This window comes from Sphaerisporangium sp. NPDC049457 (assembly GCF_055586705.1).
The window spans coordinates 18,915-44,124 of record NZ_JBVJHR010000020.1; the positions used below are offsets into that span (position 1 = coordinate 18,915).

The following is a 25,210-nucleotide window of genomic DNA, read 5'->3' on the forward strand; positions in this document are numbered from 1 at the left end:
GGTGACGAGAGGGCGCCGGATCCCCATCGGCGGGGACCGGCGCCCTCCGTGCCCGCGCCGGCCCCCGCGAGGACCCGCCGGCAGCGGGTCGCCGGGGCCGGGCGAGGCGGTCAGGCCTGGACGGGGCCGGCCGGGTCGAGGCTCGCGCGGTGGATGGCCCGCAGCATGTGCTTGACGGCGATGACGTGTCCCCGGGTGCCGATGACCAGGGCACGGTAGGCGCGGCCGTGCGGGCCGGGAAAGGCCGCGTAGGTGCGGGCGGTCAACAGCGTCCGGCCGCCGCCGGCGTCGGCGAGTTCGAACACCAGCAGGTAACGAGAGAAGCGGTGGCGTCCGCCCAGGCCGAGGCGCCGGCGGGGGACGAGCTGCCGCACCTCGAAGCCGCTGCGCGGCCGGGTGCCGAGCAGTCGGGCCGGCGGCCCGCCTTCCTTGAGCCTGAGGGACGATTCGGCGTAGCGGCGCAGGGCGGTCCACACGAGGTCGCGGGACGCGGCGATCGTGGTCCGGTGCTCGTCGACGAACGGCGGCCCGCCCGGCTCGTCGGCGAGTCGTCCGGAGGCGGCGTCGTCAGCCATGGGAGTGCCCGCCCTCCCCCGCCAGACGGGCCCTCATGGCCTCGGCCAGCGCGAGCGTGGCGCTGAGCGGACGGGTCATGACCGTCAGCTCGGTGATCGAGCCGTCCTCGCCGACATGGATGAAGTCGCTTCCCTCCACTTCCCGGTCGCCGATGCGCGCATGGAAGACCAGAGCGTGGTCGGCCGCCTCAGGCGCGCCGATCTCCCGCACGTAGCGGAAGTCCTCGAACACGTGGAACACGGCGCGAAGGATGGGCTCGACCGCCTCGCGCCCCTTGTAGGGACCGAACACGACAGGGCTGCGGAAGACGACGTCGGGCGCGAGCAGGCCCAGCATGGCGTCGATGTCCCGAGCTTCCACCGCGGCGCGGAAGGGGTGCATGGCTCCACCTCTATACTCACTTTGTTGAGTAGGTGCGGATAAGACTATGGCAGAACGGAAGGACCGTCCAGATGGGGCTTCGTCACGCCGTGCTCGCCTCGCTGCTGGAGGGGGAGGCCGCGGGTTACGAGCTGTCCAAGCGATTCCACGTGTCCGTCGCCAACTTCTGGTCGGCGACGCCGCAGCAGCTTTACCGCGAACTCGAGCGTCTGGAGAGCGAGGGGCTGGTCCAGAGTCGCCTGGTCGAGCAGCGGCGCCGGCCGAACAAGCGGGTCCACTCGCTGACGGAAGCCGGCCGCGAGGAGCTGCACGCCTTCATCGCCCGGCCCACCCGGCCGGCGGCGATGCGCGACGACCTGCTCGTCAAGCTCCAGGCGGCCGGCGACGGCGATCTCGCGGCCGTGCGGAAGGCCTTCGAAGAACGCCTGGAGCACGCGAAGGAGAAGCTCGCGCTCTACGACCGCCTCCGCGAGACCTTGCTCGACGGGCGCGACGAGAGCGCGCACCTGCGCGACGCCGAGCGGGTCGGTCCCTACCTCACGCTCATGGGGGGACGCGTGTACGAACAGGCCAACATCCGCTGGTGCGCCGGGGTCCTGGCCGCGCTCGGCCAGAGGGCGGCGGGCGGCGAGCCGCCCGGGGACCACGGCGGCGGCATTCAGGATCATGAGGCCACCTGGTAAGGCATGCTGGTCTGAGCGCTGGGCAGAAGAGTGGTGTCTTCCACTGAGCGAAGCGGGAACCTTATGACCCGAATTGCCGCTGTCCGCGGTGCCCTCCCTCCCAACCGCTACCCCCAGGCAGAGATCACCGACACCTTCGCCCGCATATGCCTGCCCCCGGGCGCGGACCGGCGGCTGCTCGACCGGCTGCACACCTCCGCCCGCGTCGGCCACCGCAACCTCGTCCTGCCGCTCGACCAGTACGCCAAGCTGGACGGGTTCGGGATGGCCAACGAGATCTTCATAGAGGCGGCCGTCGACCTCGGCGCCGAGGCGGTGGGGGCCGCGCTGGACGCCGCGGGCCTGACTCCTGCGGACGTGGACATGATCATGTTCACCTCGGTCACCGGCATCGCCGCCCCTTCGGTGGACGCCCGGCTGGCGGGCCGGCTGGGCCTGCGCCCCGACGTCAAGCGGGTGCCCGTCTTCGGCCTGGGCTGCGTCGCGGGCGCGGCGGGCATCGCCCGGCTGCACGACTACCTGCGCGGCTGGCCGGGGCACGTGGCCGTGCTGCTGTCGGTCGAGCTGTGCTCGCTCGCGCTCCAGCGCGGCGACTCCTCCCCGGTCCACATGGTCGCCAGCGGCCTGTTCGGCGACGGCGCCGCCGCGGTGGTGGCGATCGGCGCCGACCGCGCCGCGCCGGCGGAGCGCTCCGCGTCCGCCGACGCCGCCGGCGGGCGGGCCGTCGCGTCCGGGACGGCGGGCGGGCCCACGGTGGTGGCGACCCGCGGCCACCTGTACCCCGACTCCGAGAACGTGATGGGGTGGGAGGTCTCCGACAGCGGGTTCAGGGTCGTGCTGGACACCAGCGTCCCGGACGTCGTGCGCACCTATCTGGCGGACGACGTGCACGGCTTCCTCGCCGACCACGGTCTCACGGCGCGGGATGTGACGGCCTGGGTCTGCCACCCGGGCGGCCCCAAGGTGCTGCACGCCGTCGCCGAGTCCCTCGACCTGCCCGACGGCGCCCTCGACCTGACCTGGCGCTCGCTGGCGGACGTCGGCAACCTGTCCTCCTCGTCGGTGCTGCACGTGCTGCGCGACACCCTCGCCCAGCGCCCGCCGCCACCGGGCACCCCCGGGATGCTCATCGCGATGGGCCCGGGCTTCTGCTCCGAACTCGTGCTGCTGCGCTGGTAGCGGCCGGATGTCCCTCGCGCTCCCCCCGCCGGCCGCGTTCCCCGCGGATCCGCCGGCCCTCACTCCCCTCGCCGCGGCGGCCGTGCCCGTATCGTTTCCAGGCATGTCGTCCTGGTACCTGCTGCTGGTCCTGCTCGTCTGCGTGGAGCGACTCGCCGAGCTGGTCGTCGCCCGGCGCAACGCCACCTGGAGCCTCGCCCGGGGGGCCTCGATCGGTCACCCCTTCTCGCAGGGCCGCGCCGGGCGGCGGACGGTCGTGCGGCACGGCGGCTCTCGCCCGGCCGGTGCCGACCGGCCCGGCCTCCCTCAGGCGCAGTGGGACGACGGCCGGGCGAGATCCGCGCTGCCCGCGCCGGCCGGGTGGTGGTCATGCCGTACCCCAGGACGGTGACCGGGTGGTCAGCTTCCCTCCGCAGACCCGGGTTTCATCAGGCGGCGGCGGAGCTCGGCGATCTGGAGGGGCTCGGCGATGCCGTCCCAGGGGTCGAGCGCGGCCAGGCCCTTGTCGCGGTGGGCGCGGGCGTTGCGCGGCTCGGCCTCCGCCAGGCGCAGCCGGGCCAGCGCGGTGCTCACCCCGGTCGGGGGGAGCCTGGCCAGCGCCGAACGCAGCAACCGCGCGGCCTCCCCGCGGCGCTCGGCGGTGAGCGCCGCCGCCTGGTGCACCTGGCAGCGGGCCTCGCCGACGCCGTCCCCGGCCGCCCGGTGCAGCCGGGCGGCCTCCTCCCAGCCCTCCGTCGCCTCATGCGCCCGGCCCAGGTACCAGTGGACGACGGCCAGCAACTCGCGGGCGTGCGCCTCGGCGGAGAGGTCCGCGGCCTCGCGGGCGACGGCGAGCGCCCGCACCAGCAGGCCCTGGGCGTCCACGTAGAAGCGGTCGGCCTCGGGGCCGCGGTGCTCGGCGGCGCACACCTGCCCCTGGCGCATCCGCAGCACGGCCATGTCGATCCACCGGATGGCCTGGCCGGTGGCGTCGCCGCCCGCCAGCGCCTGGCCGTACCGGACCAGGGACGCCTCGACGGCGGCGAACTCGTCCCCGGCGGCCAGCAGCGTGGCGGCGCGGGCCAGGTGGATTTGCGCGGGCCAGATCTCGATGCCGCCCGCGCCCTGCAGCCGGGTGGCGCCGTCCAGATGCTCCTGGGCCAGCCGCGGCTCGCCGAGCGCCAGCGCGACCAGGCACAGCCGCAGCTCGGCGGTCGCCTGCGCCCCGGTGTCGCCGACCGCCCGCGCGGCGACGGCCAGCGCGCCAGCCGCCTCGCGCCGCTCCCTGTGGCGCTGTTCCAGCAGGAACCAGACCTCCAGGGCGTCGGCGATGCGCCATAGCGGGCCCGCCGAGGCACCCGAAGCGGGCCAGTGGGCGCGCAGGATCTGCAGCAGCGCCTTGTCCTCCATGACGAACCACGCCCGGGCCTCGTCTTCGGGCAACCGCTCGGCGTAGTAGTCGGCCCGGTCGGCGAACCGGTGTGCCAGCCTGCGCCAGGAGGTCTCCCAGTCCGCCGGCGGTGAGACGATCGCGCGGGCGGCCCGCACCACGCGGACCCGCGACTCGCGCACCCGTTCCACCAGGCCGTGCCGGCTGAGTTCCTCCATGTACCGCTCGACGTCGCGTTCGGCGGCTCCGAGCAGGGCGGCGGCGCCGTCGCGGCCCAGCTCGGCCAGCGGGGCGCGGGCGAGCAGTGCCAGCAGGCGGCCGGCCTGGGGCCGCACCCGGCGCAGTTGCCCCGCGAGCAGGGTCTGCAGGCCTTGGTCGCGGGGCCCCTCCTCCAGGCTCTTGAGCAGCGCGGCGATCGGCACCCGCGGGTTGTCGGCCAGCCACCGGGCGATGCCGGTGATGATGGCGGGACGGCGCAGGAACAGCTCCGCCAGCCGGGCGGTGGCCGCCGGGTCGGCCTCCAGGAGGCCCGCGGCGACGTGGGCGCGCAGCAGCCGTTCGCCGGCCGCGGGGGCGAGCGGACCGATCTGGACCACGGCCACGTCGCCCGGCAGGGTCTCGTCCGGGCCGGTGTCCAGGTAGCCGGCGGCGATCACGTACGCTCCGGGCACGTGGCGCGGCAGCCAGGACACCTGCTCCCACCGCTCGACGTTGTCGAGCAGCAGCACCGTCCCGGTGTCCTCCAGCGCGGCGAGCACCTTCTGGGCCGCCACCTCGAAATCCCCCGCGGCGGAGATCGGGAGGCTGAGCGTGCGCAGCACCCGCTCCACGACGCTGCCGGCGTCCTCCGGCGCGTCGCGGTCCTGCCCGCGCAGGTCGGCGTAGTGCTGCCCGGCGGCGTCCGGGGCGAGTTCCCAGCCGGCGGCGATGGCGACGGCGGAGGTGCCGATGCCCACCGGGCCCCGCACCACGACCAGGCCGCGCTCGCGGGCGCGGGCGGCGACCCTGGCCACCTCGGCGTCGCGGCCGATGAACGGCTCGGCCCGTGGCGGCAGGTGCCGCGGGGCGGCCGGGGGCCGGAGGGGGCGCTTGTGGCGGTGACGCTGCCACCACCACCCGCCGGCCACCAGCAGCAGCGCGATCACGAACAGGAGCCAGGTGGGAAACCGGGACAGGACGGCGTTGGCCACCATCTCCTTCAAGATCGCGCCACCGCACGCGGAGCCCAGGACGATGACGGCCGTCGCCGTCTCGCTGGGGCTCCTGGGCACCAGGGCCGACAGCCGGTCCCGCTTGCGGTGACGCGGCCGCGGGCCCGGCCCACCGGGCGGCGGGGTCACCGGCGCACCCCCCGGGTGAGGCCCCGGGCCAGCACCCTGCCGGTGGCCAGCGCGAGCAGGACGGGCACCGTGGTGAGCACGACCTCCTGGGCGGCGAGCGCCCCCGCGGAGGTGGAGAAGTGGCGGGCCTGCTCCAAGACGACCAGCGGCGCCTGGTCGGCCGCCGGCCAGTTCAGCAGCAGGCCCACCACCAGGTCGTTCCAGGCGAGCACGAAGGCCAGCACCGCCACCGCGAGCACCGCCGGACCGCTCTCGACCGTCATTCGGGTGATCGCCGAGCGGCCCTCCGCGAGCGGGCGCAGCACGACCGGGCGGGGCACGGCGATGAAGGCGCCGCGCAGCAGCAACACCCCGAGAGGGAGCAGCAGCGCGGCGTGGATCAGGCCGATCACCACGGTGACGCCCACGAGGGGGCCGAGCATCTCGGCGAGCGGCATGGCCGCCACCTGGGGAGGCAGGACCGCGAGCAGGACGGCCACCGCGGCGACGACCCGCTGGGCGCGGACGGGGAGCCGGCCAGGGGTGAGGGCGTAGGCGGCGGGGACGGCGATCATGACGACCAGGGCGGCCACCAGCACGGCGCGCTCGGCCGTGCCGCCGAGCGCGCCCAGGAAGACACCGCCGTCGAACGCCTCGGCGAACGAACCGAGACCGTACCCGCCGGTCCACCACCCGGAGGTCGCCACGGCCTCCGGGGAGCGTAAGGAGGTGAGCAGCAGCACGGCGAACGGGCACGCCCAGATCAGGGCGATCACCACGGCCGCGGCACCGGCCAGGGCGCCTGGGCCGCGCCGCCTCGCCTCCGGAACGGTGACCCCGGACGGCGGGCCGGCGTCGCTCCAGTTGCGGCGCAGCCGCCACAGCAGGGCCGTCACCGCCGCGACGGCCATCGCCATGACGGTCAGCAGGACCCCCAGCGCCGCGGCCGGGCCGGCTCCGAGGTCGCCGCGGTGACGCCACCAGTACAGGCCGACGACGTCGACCCGAGCCTGGACCGAACCGGGCGCCCCCACCAGCACCAGCTCGAAGACGCGGACGGCGGCGGTGAGCACCACCAGCATCGCCAGGCCCGCGGTCGGGAACAGGGCGGGGGCCACGACCGCGCGGAAGCGGCGCAGCCGCCCGGCGCCGAAGACGCGGGCCACCCGCAGCAGGTGGGCGGGCAGGTTGGCCAGGCCCACCTGGAAGGCGAGACAGGCCAGGCCGGTCCACTGCCAGACGAAGGCCAGGCCGAGCACCAGCCAGATCCAGCCCGGGCCCAGGAACGGCGCGCCGCCGGGCACCAGCGCGGACACCGTGCCGCGGGCGGGGTCGGCATCGAAGATCAGCCGGAACGCCGTGCCGGCGGTGAGCGGCGAGGTGACGGCGGGCAGCGCCAGCGCGGCGAGCAGCAGGGCGCGCGTGCGAGGCCCGGCGGCCTGGGCGAGGCGGGCCAGACCGAGCCCGAGCCCGCAGACGCCGAGGGCCAGCAGCAGCCATCCGAGGCTGTGCAGCAGGGCGAACCGGACGTCCTGGTCGGTCAGCACGGAGAGGTACGCGGACGGGCCGCCTTTCACGCTGGTCACCGCGGTCACCGCCAGCGGCGCCAGCAGGACGGCCGACACCAGCGCCGCCGCCGGCAGCAGGTACACCCAGCCGCCGTGCCGGCCCGTCCCCTGCCAGCGGGCGGGGGCCCGCACGTCGTGGTGCGGGGTGAGGTCGAACAGGAACGCGTCACCACTCGTCATAGGCCCGCCTTCCCCTTGGCCAGCGCCGCCAGGGCGTTCATCGCCTTGCCGACGGGACCGTCGACATCGACGTCATCGGCGCCCTCCCCCGGGCCGGCGCGGTCGGCCTTGTGTCCGTCCCAGTCGACGGCGACGGCGGTGAACAGGTCGGTCAGCACCCGCCACAGCCCTCGCCCGTCGCCGCCCGCCAGCGGGCCGGACAGCCGGTCGGACAGGTCGAACTCGAAGTCGCGCAACTCGTCGGCCAGGCCGTTCAGGATCGGCGGGTATCGCACCCCTGGCTCCAGCGACAAAAAGCCGCCCTCGCCCGCCCACTTCGCCAGGCGGACGACCCGCTCGCGCCGAGCCAGAGCCGTTTCATGGATGTCCCCGACGAGCCTTCGCAGGGGGCTCACACCCTCGTCGGTCAGCGCGACCGCGATGTCACCCCCGGCGATGACCGGTGGGACGGGTGCGCCACGGGGCCCGGGGAAGCGGAACAGGTCGACCCCGCAACCCGTCCGGCCGATGGCCGAGCATCCGAACGCCTGGGCGGGGGCGTAGCGGTCGATGATCGGCCAGGCGAAGTCGGGCGCGGCGACCATGTCGGCGCGCCGGTGCACGAAGACGTCGAGGACCGCGTCGGGGAACTGGGTCACCAGTGCCCGGCGCCCGCCGCCGGGCATGAGCCCCCTGATGGACCACAGCTTCGCGAGCCGCTTGAGAGCCTCGCGGACATGACCGTTCGACCACTCCTCCACGGTCCCCCGATCGAGCAGGGACCGGTAGGCGCCCCGGTCGAGACCGGCCAGCACGTTCTCGAACCAGTCGGTGAGCATCCAGCCGTCGGCGGCCCCGATGGCCAGCGGCGGTGTCCCGGCTGCGGCCCGGGCCCCGCACCAGGCCACCCAGTCCTCCCAGGAGGTGGGCGGGTACCGGCCCGGCAAGGCCTCGGGGCGGTACCACACCAACGACTTGTGGGCGACCTTGAACCAGGCGCCCCGCTTGGCGCCGCCGCGCCCGGCCGGCAGGAGTCTCTGCCAGGCGTCCGGCCCGGACGTGGAGACGTCGTATAACCGGGCGATGGACGCCGCGTCGGTGACGAGCGCGCCCCTTGGCACGATCGCCACGTCCGGGATGGCCGTCCCGGCGGCCGGGCCGCCGAGCAGTGCCTCGATGTTGTCCCCGGCCGAGAACACCACGGCGCCGGGCAGGTCCAGGACCTCCCGGAAGCGGCTCAGCTCCCACCCGCTCCACACCACAGCGATACGAACCGGCCGCGCGTCGCCGCATCCGGCGGCCGCCGCCGCGGCGACACCGGCCAGCAGAGCGAGCGCCCCCCTACGGTCCATCAGTGGCCACGACCTCCCATGAAAGCGCGGGGCCGCGCAGCGCCGCGACCCGGTTCCCGTCGTCGCTAACCACCACGACCGGCAGGTCGGGATAGGCGTTCAGCGTCTCACTGACCGCGGCGTGGCAGGGCGTGTGGCCGGTGCGGTCCTCCACGACCACCGCCCTGGCCGCCTGCCACCGGCACATGGCCCGGGCCAGTGCCACGCGCAGCCGCTCGTCCGGCGACAACTCGTGGGCGCCGACGGCGAGCAGGCCCTGGAGGTTCAGCCGTCCGGCCACGTAGGCGACATAGCCCCGGCGGTAGGCGCCGCGGCGATCCTCGCGCATGCCGAACGCGATGTTCTGCTCGACGGTCAGGTGCGGGAACAGGCCGCCACCGGCGGGCACCAAGGCGATGCCGCGGTCCTCCCCGCCCAGCGCGGTGATTTCCTGCCCGGAGATGCGGATAGTGCCCTTGCGCGGCCAGGCCTCCCCCACCAGCAGGTCGGTGAAGGCGTCCGCCTCGCCGGAGTCCGGCGCCAGCACGACGGCCACCCGCCCCGGCGCGGCGGCGAGCCGGTGCGGGCGCAGCACCCGCCGGCCCCCGCCGTGCTCCCACAGCAGGTCGTCGAGTTCCAGTCGCAGTCCGGTCAAGGATTCCCCGGTTCTTCGGTGAAGGGCTCCCCTCGTTTGTACAGCCCATCACCGGCGGGCGGGCAACCCGTTGCGTCTCCACTCGATCACGACGGCGAACAGCAACGTTCCGCAACCCGCGAATCCCGCTTTCGGCACGCCCCGAAAACCCCAAGCCCTTCGACCGGACGTGCCGGGCAGAACCGATCGCCTAGCCACGCGCCTCGGCCTCCACCGTCCGCCTACTAGGCGCCCTCACGCTCCATCGCGGCGACATGGCGCGAGCGAAGGGAGGCCCCGGGATCAGGTGCGGGAACGAACCACGGGCCAGGTCGACGCCACAGAGATCGAAGAGCCCAGCCCGGAACCGGTCCTACTGGAAGTCGAACTCGTCGGCACGGACGCCGGCCAGGAAGGCATCCCACTCGGCCCTGGTGTAAATGATCAACGGACCGTCCGGATGACGGCTATGCCGCACCGCGACCCGCCCACTGCCGTCGAGCAAGGGACCCGCCTCGACGCAGTTCGGTCCTCCATCAGGGCTGAAACTACTTACGTGCCACGCTGCTAAGGGCTTCTGTGAAGAGCTCATCAATTTTCCTCGTCCAGGCCTATGGCAGATTGTCAGCGATCTCGCGAATGAACTTGCGCGCCTCCAACGGTTCCAGAGTGGCCTCCCGGATATGTTCAAGTTTAAGCATGAATCGCCCGACTTCAGCTGACTCCACGTAGATGCCTCCCGCAGGCGTGTCCATGTAAGCGACCTCAGGGTACGGCTCAGGCATTTCGAAGATCCTGAAGGCCCCTTCCGGACTTGCGTGCGCACCAGAGGAGAAGGGCAGCACACGAATCTCTATGTGGGGCTGTTCGGCCAGCACCAGCAGATGCTCCAGCTGCACCTGGAGCACGGTATGACCTCCCGGGGATCGGCGCAGGACGCTCTCGTCCAAGATCGCCTCGATGAACGGCGGCTCAGGAGCCGTCAGAATCTGTTGACGCGTGAGTCGAAAACGGATTCCAGAGGTGATCTGGTTCGGAGATGAGTCGACGATCGCTGTCTGCACCGCTTCCATATACGCGCGAGTCTGCAGCAGGCCCGGGATCACCAGCGCATCGAAGGAACTGATACGACGGGCGCGCGACTCCACCCACGCGTAGTCGACCATGACTTTGGACAGGTCCTCCGTATAGCCGTCCCACCACCCGCTCTGCCACACTTCCCCTGCGAGCTTCAGCAATCCATCGCGACGGCGGGCTTCCGTGACCCCGTACAGGTCCAACATCGCGAGCACGTCCGGGGTTCTCGCGGGATAGATCCCGGCCTCGATTCGGCTCACCGTCCCGACGTCACGCTGGATGAAGCCGCCGACCTCTTTGAGGGTGAGACCACTTATCTCACGCAGCTCGCGCAGGTGTCGGCCGAGCCACTGGGCCCTCAGTGTCATCGCTCGCTTGGCGTTCAAAGCCTTACCCCCTTGCCACATTGCAGCCATATGCCCTTTTTGTGCAGATACAAATTTGTCTTTCTATGCGATCCAGCCTCCAAAGTTGTGTAGGACGGCGGCTCGTCAAAGATCCCGCACGTGCGCAGGCCGAGCGACGACGAGACCGACGGGCGGGGACTCGCGATCGTCGACGACCTTTCCGCACGCTGGGGTTTCGAACGCCGCCCGTCCGGCACCCTGGTCTGGTTCGAACTGGCGCAGTCCGCACCTGACCAGCCGCGGTGAGTTCCCGGCCATCCGGCGGAAGCCGTATCCGGAAAGGCCGGTGGGGCGACCTGAGGTGCTCAGGGCGCCCCACCGGCCACTGAGGGCTCCATCAGCGCCATTCGTTCGGACGCACCAGGGCTGGCCGCGGAGGGCCGCGACAGGCGGTCACCGCGGGATGAGTATCGAGAGACGGCTTCGGGCGCGGGCGGCGTGGCAGGAAGGAGTCGGGGACGATCAAGGAGGCATGCCGGGGGACACCGTGGGCAAGAGTCAGGGTGTCCTCCACTTCTCTGAAGCGGGAATTCATGACGCGAATCGTGGCTGTCCGCGGTGCCCTGCCTCCCAACCGCCATCCCCAAGCAGAGATCACCGACACTTTCGCCCGCATCTGTCTGCCCCCGGGCACCGATCGCCGCATGCTGGACCGGCTGCACACCTCCGCCCGGGTGGACCACCGCCACCTGGTCCCGCCGCTCGACGAGTACGCCAAGCTGGACGGCTTCGGAGCGGCCAACGACGTCTTCGTGGAGGCAGCGGTCGATCTCGGCGCCGAAGCGGTGAGCGCCGCCCTCGACGCGGCCGGCCTCACTCCCTCCGACGTCGACATGATCATGTTCACGTCGGTGACCGGCATCGCCGCCCCCTCGGTGGACGCCCGGCTGGCCGCCCGTCTCGGCCTGCGCCCGGACGTCAAGCGGCTGCCGGTGTTCGGTCTCGGCTGCGTCGCCGGAGCGGCGGGCGTCGCCCGCCTGCACGACTACCTGCGCGGCCGGCCGGATCACGTGGCCGTCCTGCTCTCGGTCGAGCTGTGCTCGCTCACCCTGCAACGCGGCGACTCCTCCATCGTGAACCTGGTGGCGAGCGGCCTGTTCGGCGACGGCGCCGCCGCCGTGGTCGCCTGCGGCGCGGACCGCGCCGCACCTGAAGGACACGGGCGGGGCGCGCCGGGGCCGACCGACCCTCGACCTGCCCGACGGCGCCCTCGACCTGACCTGGCGCTCGCTGGCGGACGTCGGCAACCTGTCCTCCTCGTCGGTGCTGCACGTGCTGCGCGACACCCTCGCCCAGCGCCCGCCGCCACCGGGCACCCCCGGCATGCTCATCGCGATGGGCCCGGGCTTCTGCTCCGAACTCGTGCTGCTGCGCTGGTAGCGGCCGGATGTCCCTCGCGCTCCCCCCGCCGGCCGCGTTCCCCGCGGATCCGCCGGCCCTCACTCCCCTCGCCGCGGCGGCCGTGCCCGTATCGTTTCCAGGCATGTCGTCCTGGTACCTGCTGCTGGTCCTGCTCGTCTGCGTGGAGCGACTCGCCGAGCTGGTCGTCGCCCGGCGCAACGCCACCTGGAGCCTCGCCCGGGGCGGGCGCGTCTTCGGGCGCGGCCACTACCCCTGGATGGTCGCCCTGCACACCGGCCTGCTCGCCGGTTGCATGCTGGAGGTCGCCAACGCCCACCGCCCGTTCGTGCCCGCCCTCGGCTGGCCGATGCTCGCCCTGGTCGTCGCCGCCCAGGCTCTGCGCTGGTGGTGCATCACCGCGCTCGGCCCGCGGTGGAACACCCAGGTGCTCGTCGTGCCGGGGCTGCCACTGGTCACCCGGGGGCCCTACCGGCTGCGATGGCTGCGCCACCCCAACTACGTGGCGGTGGCCGTCGAAGGCGTGGCGCTGCCGCTGGTGCACAGCGCGTGGGTGACGGCCGCCGTCTTCACCGTGCTCAACGCCGCGCTGATGGTCGTGCGCATCCGCTGCGAGGAGACCGCGCTGGCCTGGGCGGTCGGCCGGCAGGGCGAGCCGGCGTGATCGACGTCCTGGTCGCGGGCGGCGGGCCGGCCGGACTGGCCGCCGCCATCCACGCGGCCCTGGCCGGGATGGAGGCCGTGGTGGTCGAGCCGCGGCCCACGCCGGTGGACAAGGCGTGCGGCGAGGGACTGATGCCCGCCGGCGTGGCCGCCCTGCGCGCCCTCGGCGTGACGGGGGTCACCGGACGCCCGCTGCGCGGCATCCGCTACCTCGACGCGCGGCGTCAGGCCGAGGCGCCGTTCCGGCACGGCCCCGGCCTGGGCGTGCGCCGCACCCATCTGCACGCCGTCCTGGCCGAACGCGCGGCCGAGGTGGGGGTCAAGGTCGTCCGCGGACGCGTGGGTGACGTGCGCCAGCACCATGATCGGGTGGAGGCGGCCGGGATGCGCGCCCGCTGGCTGGTCGCCGCCGACGGCCTGCACTCCCCGCTGCGCCGGGCGCTCGGCCTGGAGCTTCCCGCTGGACGCGCGCCGCGCCGGTACGGGCTGCGCAGGCACTTCCAGGTCGCCCCGTGGACGGACTTCGTCGAGGTGCACTGGGCGGCGCGCGGGGAGGCGTACGTGACGCCGGTGGCCGACGGCCTGGTGGGAGTCGCGGTGCTCAGCCGTGAGCGGCGCCGCTACGACGAGCACCTCGCCGAGTTCCCCGCCCTGCTGGGCCTCCTGCGGGGCCCGGCGGCGACCTCGGTGCGCGGCGGCGGCCCGCTGCGGCAGCGCGTCCGCGCCCGCGTGGCCGGGCGGGTGCTGCTGGCAGGGGACGCCGCCGGCTACGTGGACGCCCTCACCGGCGAGGGCGTCTCGCTGGGCCTGCTGTCCGCCCGCGCCCTGATCGGCTGCCTGCGGGCCGGGCGGCCCGAGGCGTACGAGGAGGCGTGGCGGCGGCTGTCGCTGCGCCACCGGCTGCTCACCGGGGCGCTGCTCGCGGCCCGCCGGCACCCGCTGCCCGCCGGCCTGATCGTGCCGGCCGCCCACCGCCTGCCCGGCGTCTTCGCCGCCGCCGTCAACGCCCTGGCATGACGGCGGTCAGCGGGCTTCGAAGCGTTCGCGGCGGACGGTGACCTTCTTGCCCTTGATGGTGGTCTGACGAAGCGAGGCGATCACGTCGTTCACGGCGTTGTCCGGCACCTCGACCAGCGAGAAGCGGTCGGCGATCTCGATGGCGCCGATGTCGCGGCCGCTGAGGCGCGACTCGTTGGCGATCGCGCCGACCAGGTCCTGCGGGCGGACGCCTCCGGCGCGGCCGGCGCCGATGAACACGCGGGTCATGCCGCTGGACGGTCCCCGGCCCCGCCGCTCGTCGCGCCCGGCCGGCTCGCGCCGGGCGCGTCCGTCGCGCTCGGGCCGCAGCGGCACGTCGGGGATCTCCTCCTCGTCGGCGGCCGCGCCGCTCGCCTCGTGGGCGAGCTTGACCGCGGCCATGGCGATCTCGACCAGGTCGAACTCGTCGGCGAGCGTCTCGACCACGACCCGGAACTGCTCCAGGTCGTCCTCCAGCATGCTCTCCTCCAGGGCCGAACGGGTCAGTTCGAGCCTGCGGGCCCGCAGGTCGGCGACCGTCGGGACCTTCTCGACCTGGATGCGGGACTTGGTGACCCGCTCGATGGTCTTGAGCATGCGGTGCTCGCGCGGCTCCGCCAGCGTGATCGCCACGCCCTCGCGCCCGGCGCGGCCCACCCGGCCGATGCGGTGCACGTAGGACTCGGGGGCGGAGGGGACGTTGTAGTTCACCACGTGGGTGAGCTGCTCGATGTCCAGGCCGCGCGCGGCGACGTCGGTGGCGACCAGCAGGTCGGCCGTGCCGGCGCGCAGCCGCGCCATGACGCGGTCGCGCTGCTCCTGGCCCATCCCGCCGTGCAGGGCCTCCGCGCGGTAGCCGCGCCCGTTCATGGTCTCGGTGAGCTGGTCGACCTCCTCGCGGGTGCGGCAGAACACGATCGCCGCCTCGGGGGCCTCGACGTCCAGCACCCGCCCGAGGGCCGTGGGCTTGTGGGCGCGCGGGACGACGTAGGCGCTCTGCCGCACGCGCGGGGACTCCCCTGGGGCGGCGGTCTCACGCTCGATCTGGATGCGCACCGGGTCGGTGAGGTGCTGGCGGGCGATGGAGTTGATGCGCGGCGGCATCGTCGCCGAGAACAGGACGGTCTGCCGCTCGCCGGGGGTCTCCTGCAGGATGGCCTCGATGTCGTCGGCGAAGCCCATGTCGAGCATCTCGTCGGCCTCGTCGAGCACGACGATCTGCAGCGCGTCCAGGCGCAGGGTCTTGCGGCCGATGTGGTCGAGCGCGCGGCCGGGGGTGGCCACGACGACGTCCACGCCGCGCTGGAGCTCGCGAAGCTGGCGCCCGATGGGCTGGCCGCCGTAGATGGGCAGCACGCGGGCGCCGAGGTCGCGGCCGTAGCGGTGGACGGCCTCTGAGACCTGGACGGCCAGCTCGCGCGTGGGCACCAGGACCAGCGCCAGCGGGTCGCCGCCGCCTCCGCCCGCGGGCATCCGCTGGAGGATGGGCAGGGCGAAGGCCGCCGTCTTGCCGGTGCCGGTGGCGGCCTGGCCGAGCAGGTCGCGTCCTTCGATCAGCGGTCCGATCGCCTCGCGCTGGATCGGCGTGGGCTCCTCGTAGCCGAGGCCGGACAGCGCGCGCAACAGCTCGGGGCGCAGTCCGAGGTCGGCGAAGCCGGACGCTTCTTCGACGCTGGAGGTCATGATCGGGCTCCTCGTTCTGACGGACGCGCGTGTCACGCCGTCGACACCATGGTTCCACTGTGGTGGCGAGCTTCTCGCGGGCCGGGGTCCCGCACGGGCGCGTTTCGCCCAGCCCCGCGTGCCGCCCTGCGGCGCACCGGGCGCCTGTCCCGGCGTCGGGACCGGCGCCGCGCGCTCACGAAGAGGAAAGTTTACTTCAGCCGTGGACCATCGCCCGCAGTGCCGCACTTCCCGGCCGCCGGGCACGATCAGGGAGACCCGCCCACCGGTCGCGGACGGCGCCGTCCCCGGGAGCGGACCGCGCCGTTCTCCGGAGGCCGGCGCCCGGGGAGCCGGTCGATCGCCGTCGATCACACGACGCGAGGATCGCCCCAGCCCTTCGATCTATCTCGGGAGGCGGAAAATTGCCTTCGCTCGATATCGGGCTTCATATCGCATTCCATTATGCCTTGCCGCTCTTTCCGGAGATTTTCCCCGCCGGGGACCGATATGGCCGGGCGCTCCGGCCCGCATGTTCCGCTGACGCGGCGGAATCGGCGTTCACCGCCGGGAGCGATGTCCGCGTTTATCGATCGCGGGCACGGGGATGGCTGTTAGCGCAATTGCCCATTCCGGGCTAATCACCACATCCGGGAGGCTGACATGACCGGATATCTACCCTATCGCGATTCCACTCCGGCCGCCCGCATCGGCGGGGTACGCGGCTGGCAGGCGGACATTCTTCGCGGTCAGTCGTAACTGAGTGAACCGAGGTACTGCGGTGCGAATTGGCCGCAGTGCCTCTTCCCGTGGCGACGGGTCGACAAATCGGGGGCGTTCGTGGCGCGATTCACCTACCCTGGCGCTCAACGCGGCGACGCGGTCGAGCATCTGTTCGGGTTCGCGGTTCCCGACCCCTACCGGTGGCTGGAAGAGGCCGATGACGCGCGCGTGCGAGCATGGGCCGCCGCCCAAGATCGCCTTTTCCGCGCCCATCGCGCCGGCTGGCGCGACCTGCGATCGTGGGCGTCTTCGGTGGACGAGCTGTCGTCCTTCGGCGTGCCGGAGCCTCCGATGGCGCGCGGCACGGTCATGTTCCTCGCCGAGCAGCTCCGGGGAGACGAGCAACGGCGCCTGCTCGTGGTCGACGCCGAGGGGAACAGGCGGGTGCTGGTCGACCCGATGGAGATCGATCCGTCCGGCCGCACCGGGCTGTACGCCTGGTGGCCCTCGCGCGAGGGTGAACGCGTGGCCGTCCAGATGGAGGTCGCCGAGCAGCCCGGCAGCGACATCCTGGTGCTGGACGCGCGTACCGGCGAGGTGGTGGACGGGCCGCTGCCGCGCGCCCGCAACACCTCGCTCGCCTGGCTGCCGAGAGGAGAGGCGTTCTACTACGTCAGCCGTGTCGCAGAGCAGGAACCGCCCGCCGGCGACCTGCGCCTGCGACGGCGGGTGAGGTTGCATCGGGTCGGTTCGCCCTGGCGTGACGACATAGTGGTCTTCGGCGGCGACGACGCCCCGGACCACTACTACGGGCTCACGGTCAGCGCCGACGGCCGTCATCTCGCGGTCACCGCGATGGCCGGGCCCGCCTCGCCCAACGATGTGCACCTGGCCGAGCTCGCCGATCCGGAGGCCCCGCGGTTCGTCAAGATCATCGACGGCGCCGCCACGCGCGCCCGGGTTCTCCCCCGGTTCCTCTCGAACGGCGATCTGCTGCTGGTCACCGACCACCAGGCCCCGTGCGGCCGCGTCTGCCTGGCGCGCCAGGACGATCGCGACCCGGCCGCGTGGCGCACGCTGGTGCCCGAAGACCCGCACGCCCCGTTGGACGAGTGCGCGGTCCTGGACGACCCGGCGCTGCCGCGGCCCCTGCTGCTGGTGGCACGCGCCCGCCACGGCGTCTCGACGCTGACCCTGCACGACCTGCCCACCGGCCGGCCGCTCACCGAGCTGCCCCTTCCGGGAGCGGGCGTCGTGTCGTCTTTGCGGACGAAGGCTCCGCACGGGCATCGCGCGTGGTTCAGTTACTGCGACGCGACCACGCCTCCCACCATCTACCGCTACGACGCCATCAGCGGGCGGACCGAGCGGGAGACCGGGGCCGCGATCGCGGGACGCGCTCCGCGGATCCGCAGCCACAGCGTCCGCTGCCGGGCCGGCGACGGCACCGAGATCACGCTGTTCCTGTTCACCCCCGCCGAGGATCGGCCGGGCCCGCGCCCCACCCTGCTGTACGGCTACGGCAGCTTCGGCATGCCGATGCGCCCATGGTTCTCCCCCACGGCCGCCGCGTGGGTCAACGCCGGCGGCACCTACGCGGTGGCCTGCGTACGCGGAGGCGGCGAAGAGGGTCAGCACTGGCACGACGCGGGGCGCGGACCGCACAAGCACCGCGCGGTCGGCGACTTCAACGACGCGGCGGCCTGGCTGATCGGCACCGGCCGCACCACCCCCGGCCGGCTGGCGGCCTACGGCCAGTCCGCCGGCGGCCTGCTGGTCACCGCCGCCGCCACACAGCGGCCCGACCTGTACGCCGCCGTCATCGCCGAAGGCCCGCTGTGCGACATGGTGCGTTATGAGAATTTCGGCCTGGGATGCACGTGGACGGAGGAATTCGGTAGCGCCTCGCAGCCCGAACAACTCCGATGGCTGCTCGCGTACTCCCCTTACCACAATGTCATTCCCGGAACGGCTTATCCCGCGTTCCTTCTCACCGGCGCGGTGACCGATCTGCAGACCGGAGAGGCGCATGTCACCAAAATGTGCGCGGCCCTCCAGCACGCCACGAGCGGTGACCGGCCGATCCTGATGCGCCGGGAACCCGACTCCGCGCACGCCGCCCTGCCCGGGAGCAAAGAACGCGCCCTGACCGCGGACATCCTGGCCTTCGCCGGGGAACACACGGGTCTTTCACCGGAGAACACGACGACATTTCCTGGCGAGACCGCCGTGGAGCCGCACTGACCACGGCGCGCGCCGGGTGTGGGGCGCCGATCGGCGGGCACAGGGGGCGCATGAGACGGACTCTCGTGAAGACCTCGCTGGCGGTCGCCGCGACGGCCGTGGCGGGCGGCGTGGCGACCGATCCGGACTCCCCCTGGTACCGGCGGCTGCGCAAGCCCGGCTGGCAGCCGCCCCCACCCGCCTACGCCGCCGTGTGGACCCCGCTGTACGCGCTGATCGCCTACGCCTCGGCCCGGGCGCTGACCCGCGCCGGCGAGGCGGACCGGCGGGACCTCGGCCGCGCCCTGGGCGTCAACCTGGCGCTGAACGCCGCCTGGTCGGCGGTCTTCTTCCGCCTGCGCTCCCCCAAGGCGGCGCTGGCCGAGATCGTGGCCCTCAACGTCTCCAACGCCGTCCTCGCCCGCCGCGTCCTGCGGGCCGACCGGCCGGCGGGGCTGCTGCTGCTCCCCTACGCCGGCTGGACGCTGTTCGCCACGGCGCTGAACGCGGCGATCGTCCGCCGCAACCCGGGGCGGGCCGCCGACCACATAGCATGACCGGGATGAGACCGGACCTGCGAGCCGCGCGCGACCGCACGCTCGACGACGTGGTGGGGCCCGGCACGGCCGTGATGTTCTGCGGCATCAACCCGGGCCTGTACTCCGCGGCCACCGGGCTGCACTTCGCCCGTCCCGGCAACCGGTTCTGGCCGGCCCTGCACCTGTCGGGGTTCACCCCGCGGCTGCTGAGTCCGAGCGAGCAGCACCTGCTGCCCTCGTACGGGCTCGGCATCACCAACCTCGCGCCGCGCGCGACCGCGAAGGCCGCCGAGCTGTCGGCCGACGAGCTGCGCCTGGCCCCGGCCAGGCTCAAGCGCCTGGCGTGCGAGGCCGACCTGCGGGTGGTCGCCGTCGTCGGGGTCACGGCCTACCGCGTCGCCTTCGACAGGCCGAAGGCGGCCGTCGGCCCGTGCGACGAGATGATCGGCCCTGCGCGCCTGTGGATCCTGCCCAACCCCAGCGGCCTCAACGCCCACTACACCCTGCCCGCCATCGCCGAGGAGTTCCGCCGCCTGCGCGAGGCCGCCGCGCCGCCGCCGATCGCCCCGCAGGTCTGACCGCCGATCGCCCCGCCGGTCCGACCGGCCCGCGCGGGCGCGCGTCGCCGCGAGGCGGGGACCGTCCGGCCGGCCGCCGGCTCAAACTCCACCGGGAGGCGCTCACCTGCGTCATCACTGTCAGCGGTGGACGGCGCGCATGCTGTCGTCGGGGTAGCGCGCGCCGGACGCCACGCCGGGCGGGGCCACGGCGTCGATGGCGGCCAGGTCGTCGGGGGTGAGGGTGATCTCGACGGCGGCCGCGTTGGCCTCCAGGTACGCCCGGCGCTTGGTGCCGGGGATGGCGACGATGTCGCCGCCCTGCGAGAGCACCCAGGCCAGGGCGAGCTGGGAGGAGGTGACCCCCTTGGCGTCGGCGAGCACCCGGATGCGGTCGACGACCGCCAGGTTCCTGGCGAAGTTCTCGCGCTGGAAGCGCGGGTGGGCGGAGCGGCGGTCGTGCTCCGTCAGGTCGTCGGTGCTGCGGATGGTGCCGGTGAGGAACCCGCGGCCGAGCGGGCTGTAGGCGACGAAGCCGATGCCGAGCTCGCGGGTGGTGGAAAGGACGCCGTTGTGCTCGACGTCCCGGGTGAACAGCGAGTACTCGGTCTGCAGCGCGGTCAGCGGGTGGACGGCGTGCGCGCGGCGGATGGTCTCCGGCGCGGCCTCGGAGATGCCGAGGTGGCCGACCTTGCCCTCGGCGACCAACTCGGCGAGCGCGCCGAAGGTCTCCTCCACCGGGACCTGCGGGTCCACCCGGTGCTGGTAGTACAGGTCGACGTGGTCGACGCCGAGACGTCCGAGGGAGCCGTCCAGCGCCTGGCGCAGGTAGTCGGGCCGCCCGTTGACGCGGCCGGTGAGCCGCCCGTCCCGCACCTCGTTGCCGAACTTGGTGGCCAGGACGACCTCCTCGCGGCGGCCGGCGATCGCCCGGCCGAGGAGCCGTTCGTTGTCCCACGCCCCGTACATGTCGGCGGTGTCGAGGAAGGTGATGCCGAGGTCCAGCGCGCGGTGGACGGTGGCGATCGCCTCCCTCTCGTCCGCGGGGCCGTAGACGGTGCTCATCCCCATGCAGCCGAGCCCCTCGGCGGAGACGCTGAGCCCTTGGCTGCCCAGCCGGCGCTGTCGCATTGCTTGAACTCCCTATTTCGCTATAGCCACGGTCCGTCCCTGTGCGGAGGGGTGACGGCCGCTTGATCCCTCTCTGTAGGATCTTCGCGCCTCGCCGTCCTCCACGCCATCACCGCTGCACCGGGCCGCTCAAAGCCCCCTCAAAGCGCCATCAAAGCCGGGCTCGCCGCCGCGGAGCGGACGGCCGCCGCCGGTGACGGCGGCGGCCGCGGGACGGGCCGCCGGAGCGGCCGGATCGAAACGGCCGGTTCAGGGCGGCGGGGAGGGCGCGCCGCCCGCCGGCGGTACCGCCGGCGGTGACGCCAACAGGGCCGCTACCGGTGCCGCTAGCAGTACTGCGCCTGTTTGCCGATGATGCGGTACACGCAGTCGGAGTACTCCAGGAACCTCAGCACCGCCTCCTTGTTGCGGGTGGTCTGGGTCACGATCTGCTCGTCCGGCGGGTAGAAGCCCGGCGAGCCGTTCTTCGGGTACATCTCGAAGGTGTAGCTGAAGATCTTGTAGTTGCCCCACAGCCAGTCGTTGATGGTGCCGTCGGTGATGTAGAGGTCGCTGGACTGCTGGGGGGTGTAGCCGTTGGTCCCAGCCATGTTCCGGCCGAGCGTCGCGAAGGCGTTCTGGTCGTCGGCGGTCAGGCCGGTGGCGGTGTCGCTGTAGGTGTAGCCGTAGGGCCACAGGATCAGCTCGCTGTAGGTGTGGAAGTCGATGTTGCTCCTGATCTGCTGCCGGCCCCCGACCACCCGGCCGCGCACCCAGCCGGCCAGGGCCCGCACCTCGGGCGCGGACTCGGCCGACGCGCCGCGGTAGGTCTCACTGGACGGCGACCCGGAGGAGCCGCCGCAGCATCCCCACCGGTAGGCCCAGTTGCGGTTCAGGTCGGTGCCCACGGAGGAGGATCCGGTATTGGGCTGCCGGTTCTTGCGCCAGGAGCGGTAGGAGCCGGTGGCGATGTCGTACTCGCCGCCGTCGGGGTTCAGGTCGGGCATGATCCAGATCTCGCGGGAGTTCACCAGGCCGGTGATGCGGCTGTCGGTGTTGTAGCTCCCGGTCAGCAGGTTGAGCAGGTAGAGGGCCATCTCGACCGTCAGGTGCTCGCGGGCGTGCTGGTGGGCCGTGAACAGCACCTCCGGCTCGCTCTCGTCCGTGCCGACGTTGTCGCTGATCTTGATGGCGATCAGGTCGCGGCCGCCGTAGGAGGTCCCGTAGCTGTACTTCCTCGCGATGGAGGGATAGCCGGCGACCACCTGGTTCACCGCGGCGGTCATCTCGGCGTAGTTGTGGTAACCGGAGTCCGCTGACGGGAAGTCCTGCGGCTTCGGCACCACGGGCGATAACGGACGCGGGAGCCGGGTGACCGCGTAGCCCAGGCCCTTGATCGCGGCGAGCTCGGCCTCCGAGGCTGTGACCACGACCGACGCGGCCGCCACCTCGTCGATCGCGGCGCCGGTGGCCGCGATCGCGGTCCGCTGCACGGCCGTGCTGGGCCCGTCGACGCGGTACTGGTAGTTGGGGGGTGGCTCCGCCGAGGCCCCCGCCCCGGTGATCCCGCTGGTGCACAACAGGGCCAGGATCGCCAACCCCGCGAGCAGAAGACGTCTCACCTGAATCCTCCTTGGGACGCGCGCTTCTGGGTTGTCGCGCGCCTGCACTGAGAGTCAGGTCAACGGTCCGAAGATAGAAGGCCCAAATTTCACGACTTGTAATGACTCGATGGGTGCAGCGAGATTGGCCGGAAAAGGGGGGCGGAAGTGGGGGAAAGCATGATTAGAGCGCGCCACAGGGGTAGCACACATGCCGACCGACACCCCAGCGGCCGGACGGCCCACGATATTGATCCCCCAAGGAGTAAGAATCCTCATGGCCCTTCCCGTTCTCACCCCCGAGCAGCGGCAGGCCGCTCTCGTCAAGGCGACCGAGGCCCGGCAGGCGCGGGCCGCCCTGCTCGCCCAGCTCAAGAGCGGTGACCTCACCCTGGACGACCTGTTCAAGCGCGACGACGACACGGCCAAGAAGATCAAGGTCTCCCAGGCTCTGCGCGCCCTGTCCGGCATCGGCCCCACCAAGGCGGCCGCGCTGATGGAGCGCGCCGGCGTCGACGACAAGCGGCGCATCGGCGGCCTCGGCGTCCAGCAGCGCCGCAAGCTCGTCGAGGCGGTGTCCTCCTGACCGCCCGGCCGGCGGAGCCGAGCGGAGCGGCGGGCCCGCTCTCTCCGCCGGCCGATCTTTGGCCACCCCTGCCATTCTCCGCGGAGTCGGGAGCGCATAGTCTCCCAATAACGACATGGCGGCGGGGAGGCGACCCTTTGAGCAAGCTCACGGAAGACGAGCGCAGGGACCTGCAGGACATCCTGTCCAGCCCTGAGCTCAACGACCCACGCGTGCACGCCGACCGGGAGGTCGGTCAGCAGCTCGCCGACTTCTTCCGTAAGGACATGCCGGACGTGGACGAGGTGGTCATCGGCCGCATCTTCCTGCGGACCGCGGTGACCATCACCCAGCTCGGCGACGCCGGGATGCCCCTTGAGCAGATCGCCAACATCCTCACGCTCAGCGCCCTGGACCTGACCGCCCTGGAGCTCGCCCGCGAGACCGGCCCCTGACGATCGCCCCGTGAAACGGCGAAAGCGCCTGGCTCCCGGGCGTTCCGGGGGCCAGGCGCTCCGTTTCCGGCCGGAGCCGAGGACTAGCGGACGACCTTCACATAGTCGGTCGCCGACGACCCGTACAGGCCGCGGGAGCCCTCGAAGACGACCTTCCAGGTGCCGGACCAGTAGGCCGGGATCTTCGTGTAGAAGGACCCGTCCGGGTTGGTCTCGATCGTGTCCACGTACTCCCACTTGCCGCCGTGGGCGCGGTGGAAGTACACGTGGATCTTCTGCCAGCCGAGCTGACGCCAGTTGTGCCAGCGGTTGTCGGCGTCGCAACGGTTGTCGCCCACGACGTAGACGTCACCGTTCCACCACCAGTCGCCGTAGCACCGGGCCGTCTGCAGCTTGCCCGAGAGGGAGAGCTTGCGGCCCTTCTTGACGGGCTCGGGGCTCGCGTTGAACCCGGCGATCCGCGTCGCGCGCGGACCGTGGTGCGAACGAGCCTTCACGATCTTGACGAAGAACGACGAGTGCGCCTCGACGACCTTGCCGTCCTTGCCGGTCGCCGTGACGTGGACGAGCCACTTCCCGGCCGGATCGTGCCGGTCGAGAACGATGGTCTTGTCCCAGCTCTGCCGTTCTGAGCCGCTCTTGGACGCCTTCGCGGCCCCGGGGCAGGGGTTGCAGTCGGGCTGCCCACCCCGGCCCGTGGGGTCGAAGTCGATCTTCACGTCCTCGGCGCCCACGGTCGTGACCGTGGTCGTGACGCTGACGTGATCGCCTCCGCGGATGACCACCGGGTCGGGGGTCACTCTGACGGACTCGATGCCGACCGTGGTGTCCGGCGCCTCGTCCGCCATCGCCGGTGCCGCCACCGACAGCGCCGAAGCGCCCATGGCGGCCGCTACCAAAGCGGTAGCGATGCGTTTCATCATGCGGAACTTCCTCTCCCCGTAGAGAAAGGCATCCCAAGGGGGGTGTGCCTACGTCATAGACGTCGATAGGGGGTGGAAAGTTGCCGCACACTCGCCAGAAAATTCGTACATATCGGACACGCAACGATATTGTTATAAGAGGTATGGGGCGATTTATCCTAGTTATGCGCTTTATGTCGGGATGATATGCGCAACACCGGCGTAATGCCGGGTCCCCGGATACACGACCCGCCATACCCCGTGCGGGCGTCTTCTCACCCGCCGGACGAAGACGCCCTCCTGGTCGGTCCGCGCTTCGGCGACGCTCCGCCACCTTCGCCCGCCGTGCTTTTTGAACTGGAGCGTCACCCGCTGGCGGGGGAAGGACCAGTAGTCGAACCTGCCGGTCGGGTCCACGCGCGTCAGCGTCCCGGTCACCCGTATGACCCCCGGCCGCGCGCGGACCCGGGCGGCGCGCAGCCCGCTGAGCGCGCTGGCCTTCCTGAACAGGAACGACGTGGCGGCCGTCGTCCGGCGTCCCCGGGCGTCCCTCGCGGTGGCGACGGCCCGCCACCGGCCTGCGGGGTACCAGCGGGTGAGGCGCACCGGCGGGTCGAACCGCCAGACCTCCCAGCCGGAGCCGCCGCGTGCGGGGACGGGCGCCGGCGCGACGGCCGGCGTCCCGCTCGCCCGCCTGTCCGGCTCGACGCGCAGGGTCACCCCGCGCGGGCCGGCCGTGCCCCGGGCCACCACCTCGACCACCAGCCGCACCCCGTGCCGCGGCCGCGCCACCGGAGAGCGGGGACGGACCCGGACCGACCGGATGACCGGCCCGCCGGGGACGGCGGGGGCCGCCTTGGACGGCGCCGCGGCGACGGGAGGGGCCGTGGCCGGGGAGGGCTCCGCGATCGGGACGGCCGTCGAGCGCATCGGCGAGCGCACCGTCGAGCGCGCGGTCACCGCCGGCTTCCCCGTCCCGGCCGCGGACGCGGAACGGGGCGGGGACGCCTCCGCGAGGACCGTGAGCGCGGCCAGCCCCGCGGCCGACGACGTGAGAAGACGTCTCCTGGTCATGGCCTGGAGGCTAGGCGGCCCCGGGCAAGGGCACGGGGCCGACACGCCCCGTGCCCGGCAAAGGGCCCGGGTCAGGC

General features: G+C 72.8%; 24 protein-coding genes and 1 pseudogene. 12 read left to right on the forward strand and 13 right to left on the reverse strand.

Annotated features, from left to right (window positions below):
* Window positions 1-110: 110 nt before the first annotated feature.
* A complete protein-coding gene (locus ACZ6QO_RS28320) occupies window positions 111-575 on the reverse strand; it encodes a hypothetical protein (protein WP_465854875.1) in 465 nt (154 codons plus the stop codon).
* Window positions 568-957 (reverse strand): nuclear transport factor 2 family protein, encoded by a 390-nt coding sequence (locus tag ACZ6QO_RS28325; protein WP_465854877.1) that lies wholly within the window; start codon window positions 955-957, stop codon window positions 568-570. Before ACZ6QO_RS28325 ends, ACZ6QO_RS28320 begins: the two co-directional genes overlap by 8 nt.
* Window positions 958-1,028: 71 nt before the next feature.
* On the opposite strand from ACZ6QO_RS28325, the gene ACZ6QO_RS28330 reads away from it, so the two are divergent.
* The 3 genes from ACZ6QO_RS28330 (at window position 1,029) to ACZ6QO_RS28340 (ending at window position 3,210) form a co-directional block, all read left to right on the forward strand.
* On the forward strand, window positions 1,029-1,640 hold the full coding sequence (locus ACZ6QO_RS28330) for a PadR family transcriptional regulator (protein WP_465854879.1): 612 nt from the start codon (window positions 1,029-1,031) through the stop codon (window positions 1,638-1,640).
* A gap of 63 nt (window positions 1,641-1,703) precedes the next feature.
* Window positions 1,704-2,819, forward strand: a complete 1,116-nt coding sequence (locus ACZ6QO_RS28335) for a type III polyketide synthase (protein ID WP_465854881.1) — start codon at window positions 1,704-1,706, stop codon at window positions 2,817-2,819.
* 103 nt (window positions 2,820-2,922) lie between these two features.
* The gene (locus ACZ6QO_RS28340; RefSeq protein WP_465854883.1) at window positions 2,923-3,210 is read left to right on the forward strand and encodes a hypothetical protein; all 288 of its coding nucleotides are present in this window, start codon (window positions 2,923-2,925) and stop codon (window positions 3,208-3,210) included.
* Window positions 3,211-3,218: 8 nt separating this feature from the next.
* Here the strand turns inward: ACZ6QO_RS28340 and ACZ6QO_RS28345 are convergent, their stop codons facing one another.
* From ACZ6QO_RS28345 to ACZ6QO_RS28370, 6 genes are all read right to left on the reverse strand, one after another.
* On the reverse strand, window positions 3,219-5,528 hold the full coding sequence (locus ACZ6QO_RS28345) for a hypothetical protein (RefSeq protein WP_465854885.1): 2,310 nt from the start codon (window positions 5,526-5,528) through the stop codon (window positions 3,219-3,221).
* Window positions 5,525-7,255 carry a hypothetical protein gene (locus ACZ6QO_RS28350; RefSeq protein WP_465854887.1) on the reverse strand — a complete coding sequence of 577 codons (1,731 nt, stop codon included), beginning with the start codon at window positions 7,253-7,255 and terminating at the stop codon, window positions 5,525-5,527. Before ACZ6QO_RS28350 ends, ACZ6QO_RS28345 begins: the two co-directional genes overlap by 4 nt.
* Window positions 7,252-8,586 (reverse strand): hypothetical protein, encoded by a 1,335-nt coding sequence (locus ACZ6QO_RS28355; RefSeq protein WP_465854889.1) that lies wholly within the window; start codon window positions 8,584-8,586, stop codon window positions 7,252-7,254. Before ACZ6QO_RS28355 ends, ACZ6QO_RS28350 begins: the two co-directional genes overlap by 4 nt.
* The gene (locus ACZ6QO_RS28360; protein ID WP_465854891.1) at window positions 8,576-9,220 is read right to left on the reverse strand and encodes an ATP-binding cassette domain-containing protein; all 645 of its coding nucleotides are present in this window, start codon (window positions 9,218-9,220) and stop codon (window positions 8,576-8,578) included. The genes ACZ6QO_RS28355 and ACZ6QO_RS28360 overlap by 11 nt, the downstream gene beginning before the upstream one ends.
* 352 nt (window positions 9,221-9,572) lie before the next feature.
* Window positions 9,573-9,791, reverse strand: coding sequence for a DUF397 domain-containing protein (locus ACZ6QO_RS28365; protein ID WP_465854893.1), 219 nt, complete (start codon window positions 9,789-9,791; stop codon window positions 9,573-9,575).
* Window positions 9,792-9,810: 19 nt separating this feature from the next.
* Window positions 9,811-10,662 (reverse strand): helix-turn-helix domain-containing protein, encoded by an 852-nt coding sequence (locus ACZ6QO_RS28370; protein ID WP_465854895.1) that lies wholly within the window; start codon window positions 10,660-10,662, stop codon window positions 9,811-9,813.
* A 120-nt stretch (window positions 10,663-10,782) separates the two neighbouring features.
* Here ACZ6QO_RS28370 and ACZ6QO_RS28375 point away from each other — a divergent pair, with 120 nt between their 5' ends.
* The 4 genes and pseudogenes from ACZ6QO_RS28375 to ACZ6QO_RS28390 all read left to right on the forward strand — a co-directional run bounded on the left by ACZ6QO_RS28375 (window position 10,783) and on the right by ACZ6QO_RS28390 (window position 13,722).
* Window positions 10,783-10,929: an ATP-binding protein gene (locus ACZ6QO_RS28375; RefSeq protein ID WP_465854897.1), complete on the forward strand. Its 147-nt coding sequence runs from the start codon at window positions 10,783-10,785 to the stop codon at window positions 10,927-10,929.
* Window positions 10,930-11,216: 287 nt separating this feature from the next.
* Window positions 11,217-11,762: pseudogene (locus tag ACZ6QO_RS28380) on the forward strand (type III polyketide synthase); the annotation flags it as partial.
* Window positions 11,763-12,166: 404 nt separating this feature from the next.
* Window positions 12,167-12,706: an isoprenylcysteine carboxyl methyltransferase family protein gene (locus ACZ6QO_RS28385; protein ID WP_465854898.1), complete on the forward strand. Its 540-nt coding sequence runs from the start codon at window positions 12,167-12,169 to the stop codon at window positions 12,704-12,706.
* Entirely contained in the window at window positions 12,703-13,722 is a 1,020-nt protein-coding gene (locus ACZ6QO_RS28390) for an NAD(P)/FAD-dependent oxidoreductase (protein ID WP_465854900.1), read from the forward strand. The genes ACZ6QO_RS28385 and ACZ6QO_RS28390 overlap by 4 nt, the downstream gene beginning before the upstream one ends.
* Before the next feature lie 6 nt (window positions 13,723-13,728).
* Here the strand turns inward: ACZ6QO_RS28390 and ACZ6QO_RS28395 are convergent, their stop codons facing one another.
* Entirely contained in the window at window positions 13,729-15,405 is a 1,677-nt protein-coding gene (locus ACZ6QO_RS28395; RefSeq protein ID WP_465854902.1) for a DEAD/DEAH box helicase, read from the reverse strand.
* Between the two features lie 819 nt (window positions 15,406-16,224).
* On the opposite strand from ACZ6QO_RS28395, the gene ACZ6QO_RS28400 reads away from it, so the two are divergent.
* From ACZ6QO_RS28400 to ACZ6QO_RS28410, 3 genes are read left to right on the forward strand one after another with little or no spacing between them, the layout of a single operon-like run.
* On the forward strand, window positions 16,225-18,351 hold the full coding sequence (locus tag ACZ6QO_RS28400) for a prolyl oligopeptidase family serine peptidase (RefSeq protein WP_465854904.1): 2,127 nt from the start codon (window positions 16,225-16,227) through the stop codon (window positions 18,349-18,351).
* A 50-nt stretch (window positions 18,352-18,401) separates the two neighbouring features.
* A complete protein-coding gene (locus ACZ6QO_RS28405; RefSeq protein ID WP_465854906.1) occupies window positions 18,402-18,887 on the forward strand; it encodes a TspO/MBR family protein in 486 nt (161 codons plus the stop codon).
* Window positions 18,888-18,892: 5 nt separating this feature from the next.
* On the forward strand, window positions 18,893-19,447 hold the full coding sequence (locus ACZ6QO_RS28410; RefSeq protein WP_465854908.1) for a mismatch-specific DNA-glycosylase: 555 nt from the start codon (window positions 18,893-18,895) through the stop codon (window positions 19,445-19,447).
* Window positions 19,448-19,567: 120 nt separating this feature from the next.
* On the opposite strand, the gene ACZ6QO_RS28415 is transcribed toward ACZ6QO_RS28410, so the two are convergent.
* Both ACZ6QO_RS28415 and ACZ6QO_RS28420 read right to left on the reverse strand, forming a co-directional pair.
* Window positions 19,568-20,557, reverse strand: a complete 990-nt coding sequence (locus ACZ6QO_RS28415; RefSeq protein ID WP_465854910.1) for an aldo/keto reductase — start codon at window positions 20,555-20,557, stop codon at window positions 19,568-19,570.
* 326 nt (window positions 20,558-20,883) lie between these two features.
* A complete protein-coding gene (locus ACZ6QO_RS28420) occupies window positions 20,884-22,158 on the reverse strand; it encodes a M14 family metallopeptidase (RefSeq protein WP_465854912.1) in 1,275 nt (424 codons plus the stop codon).
* A 256-nt stretch (window positions 22,159-22,414) separates the two neighbouring features.
* Here ACZ6QO_RS28420 and mihF point away from each other — a divergent pair, with 256 nt between their 5' ends.
* Together mihF and ACZ6QO_RS28430 are read left to right on the forward strand one after the other, a co-directional pair.
* On the forward strand, window positions 22,415-22,723 hold the full coding sequence (gene mihF / locus ACZ6QO_RS28425) for an integration host factor, actinobacterial type (protein ID WP_380841552.1): 309 nt from the start codon (window positions 22,415-22,417) through the stop codon (window positions 22,721-22,723).
* A gap of 137 nt (window positions 22,724-22,860) precedes the next feature.
* Window positions 22,861-23,157 (forward strand): hypothetical protein, encoded by a 297-nt coding sequence (locus ACZ6QO_RS28430; RefSeq protein WP_380841553.1) that lies wholly within the window; start codon window positions 22,861-22,863, stop codon window positions 23,155-23,157.
* A gap of 83 nt (window positions 23,158-23,240) precedes the next feature.
* Here ACZ6QO_RS28430 and ACZ6QO_RS28435 read toward each other — a convergent pair whose 3' ends face one another.
* Window positions 23,241-24,080, reverse strand: a complete 840-nt coding sequence (locus ACZ6QO_RS28435; RefSeq protein WP_465854915.1) for a hypothetical protein — start codon at window positions 24,078-24,080, stop codon at window positions 23,241-23,243.
* A 171-nt stretch (window positions 24,081-24,251) separates the two neighbouring features.
* The gene (locus ACZ6QO_RS28440) at window positions 24,252-25,133 is read right to left on the reverse strand and encodes a hypothetical protein (protein WP_465854917.1); all 882 of its coding nucleotides are present in this window, start codon (window positions 25,131-25,133) and stop codon (window positions 24,252-24,254) included.
* Window positions 25,134-25,210: the final 77 nt, after the last annotated feature.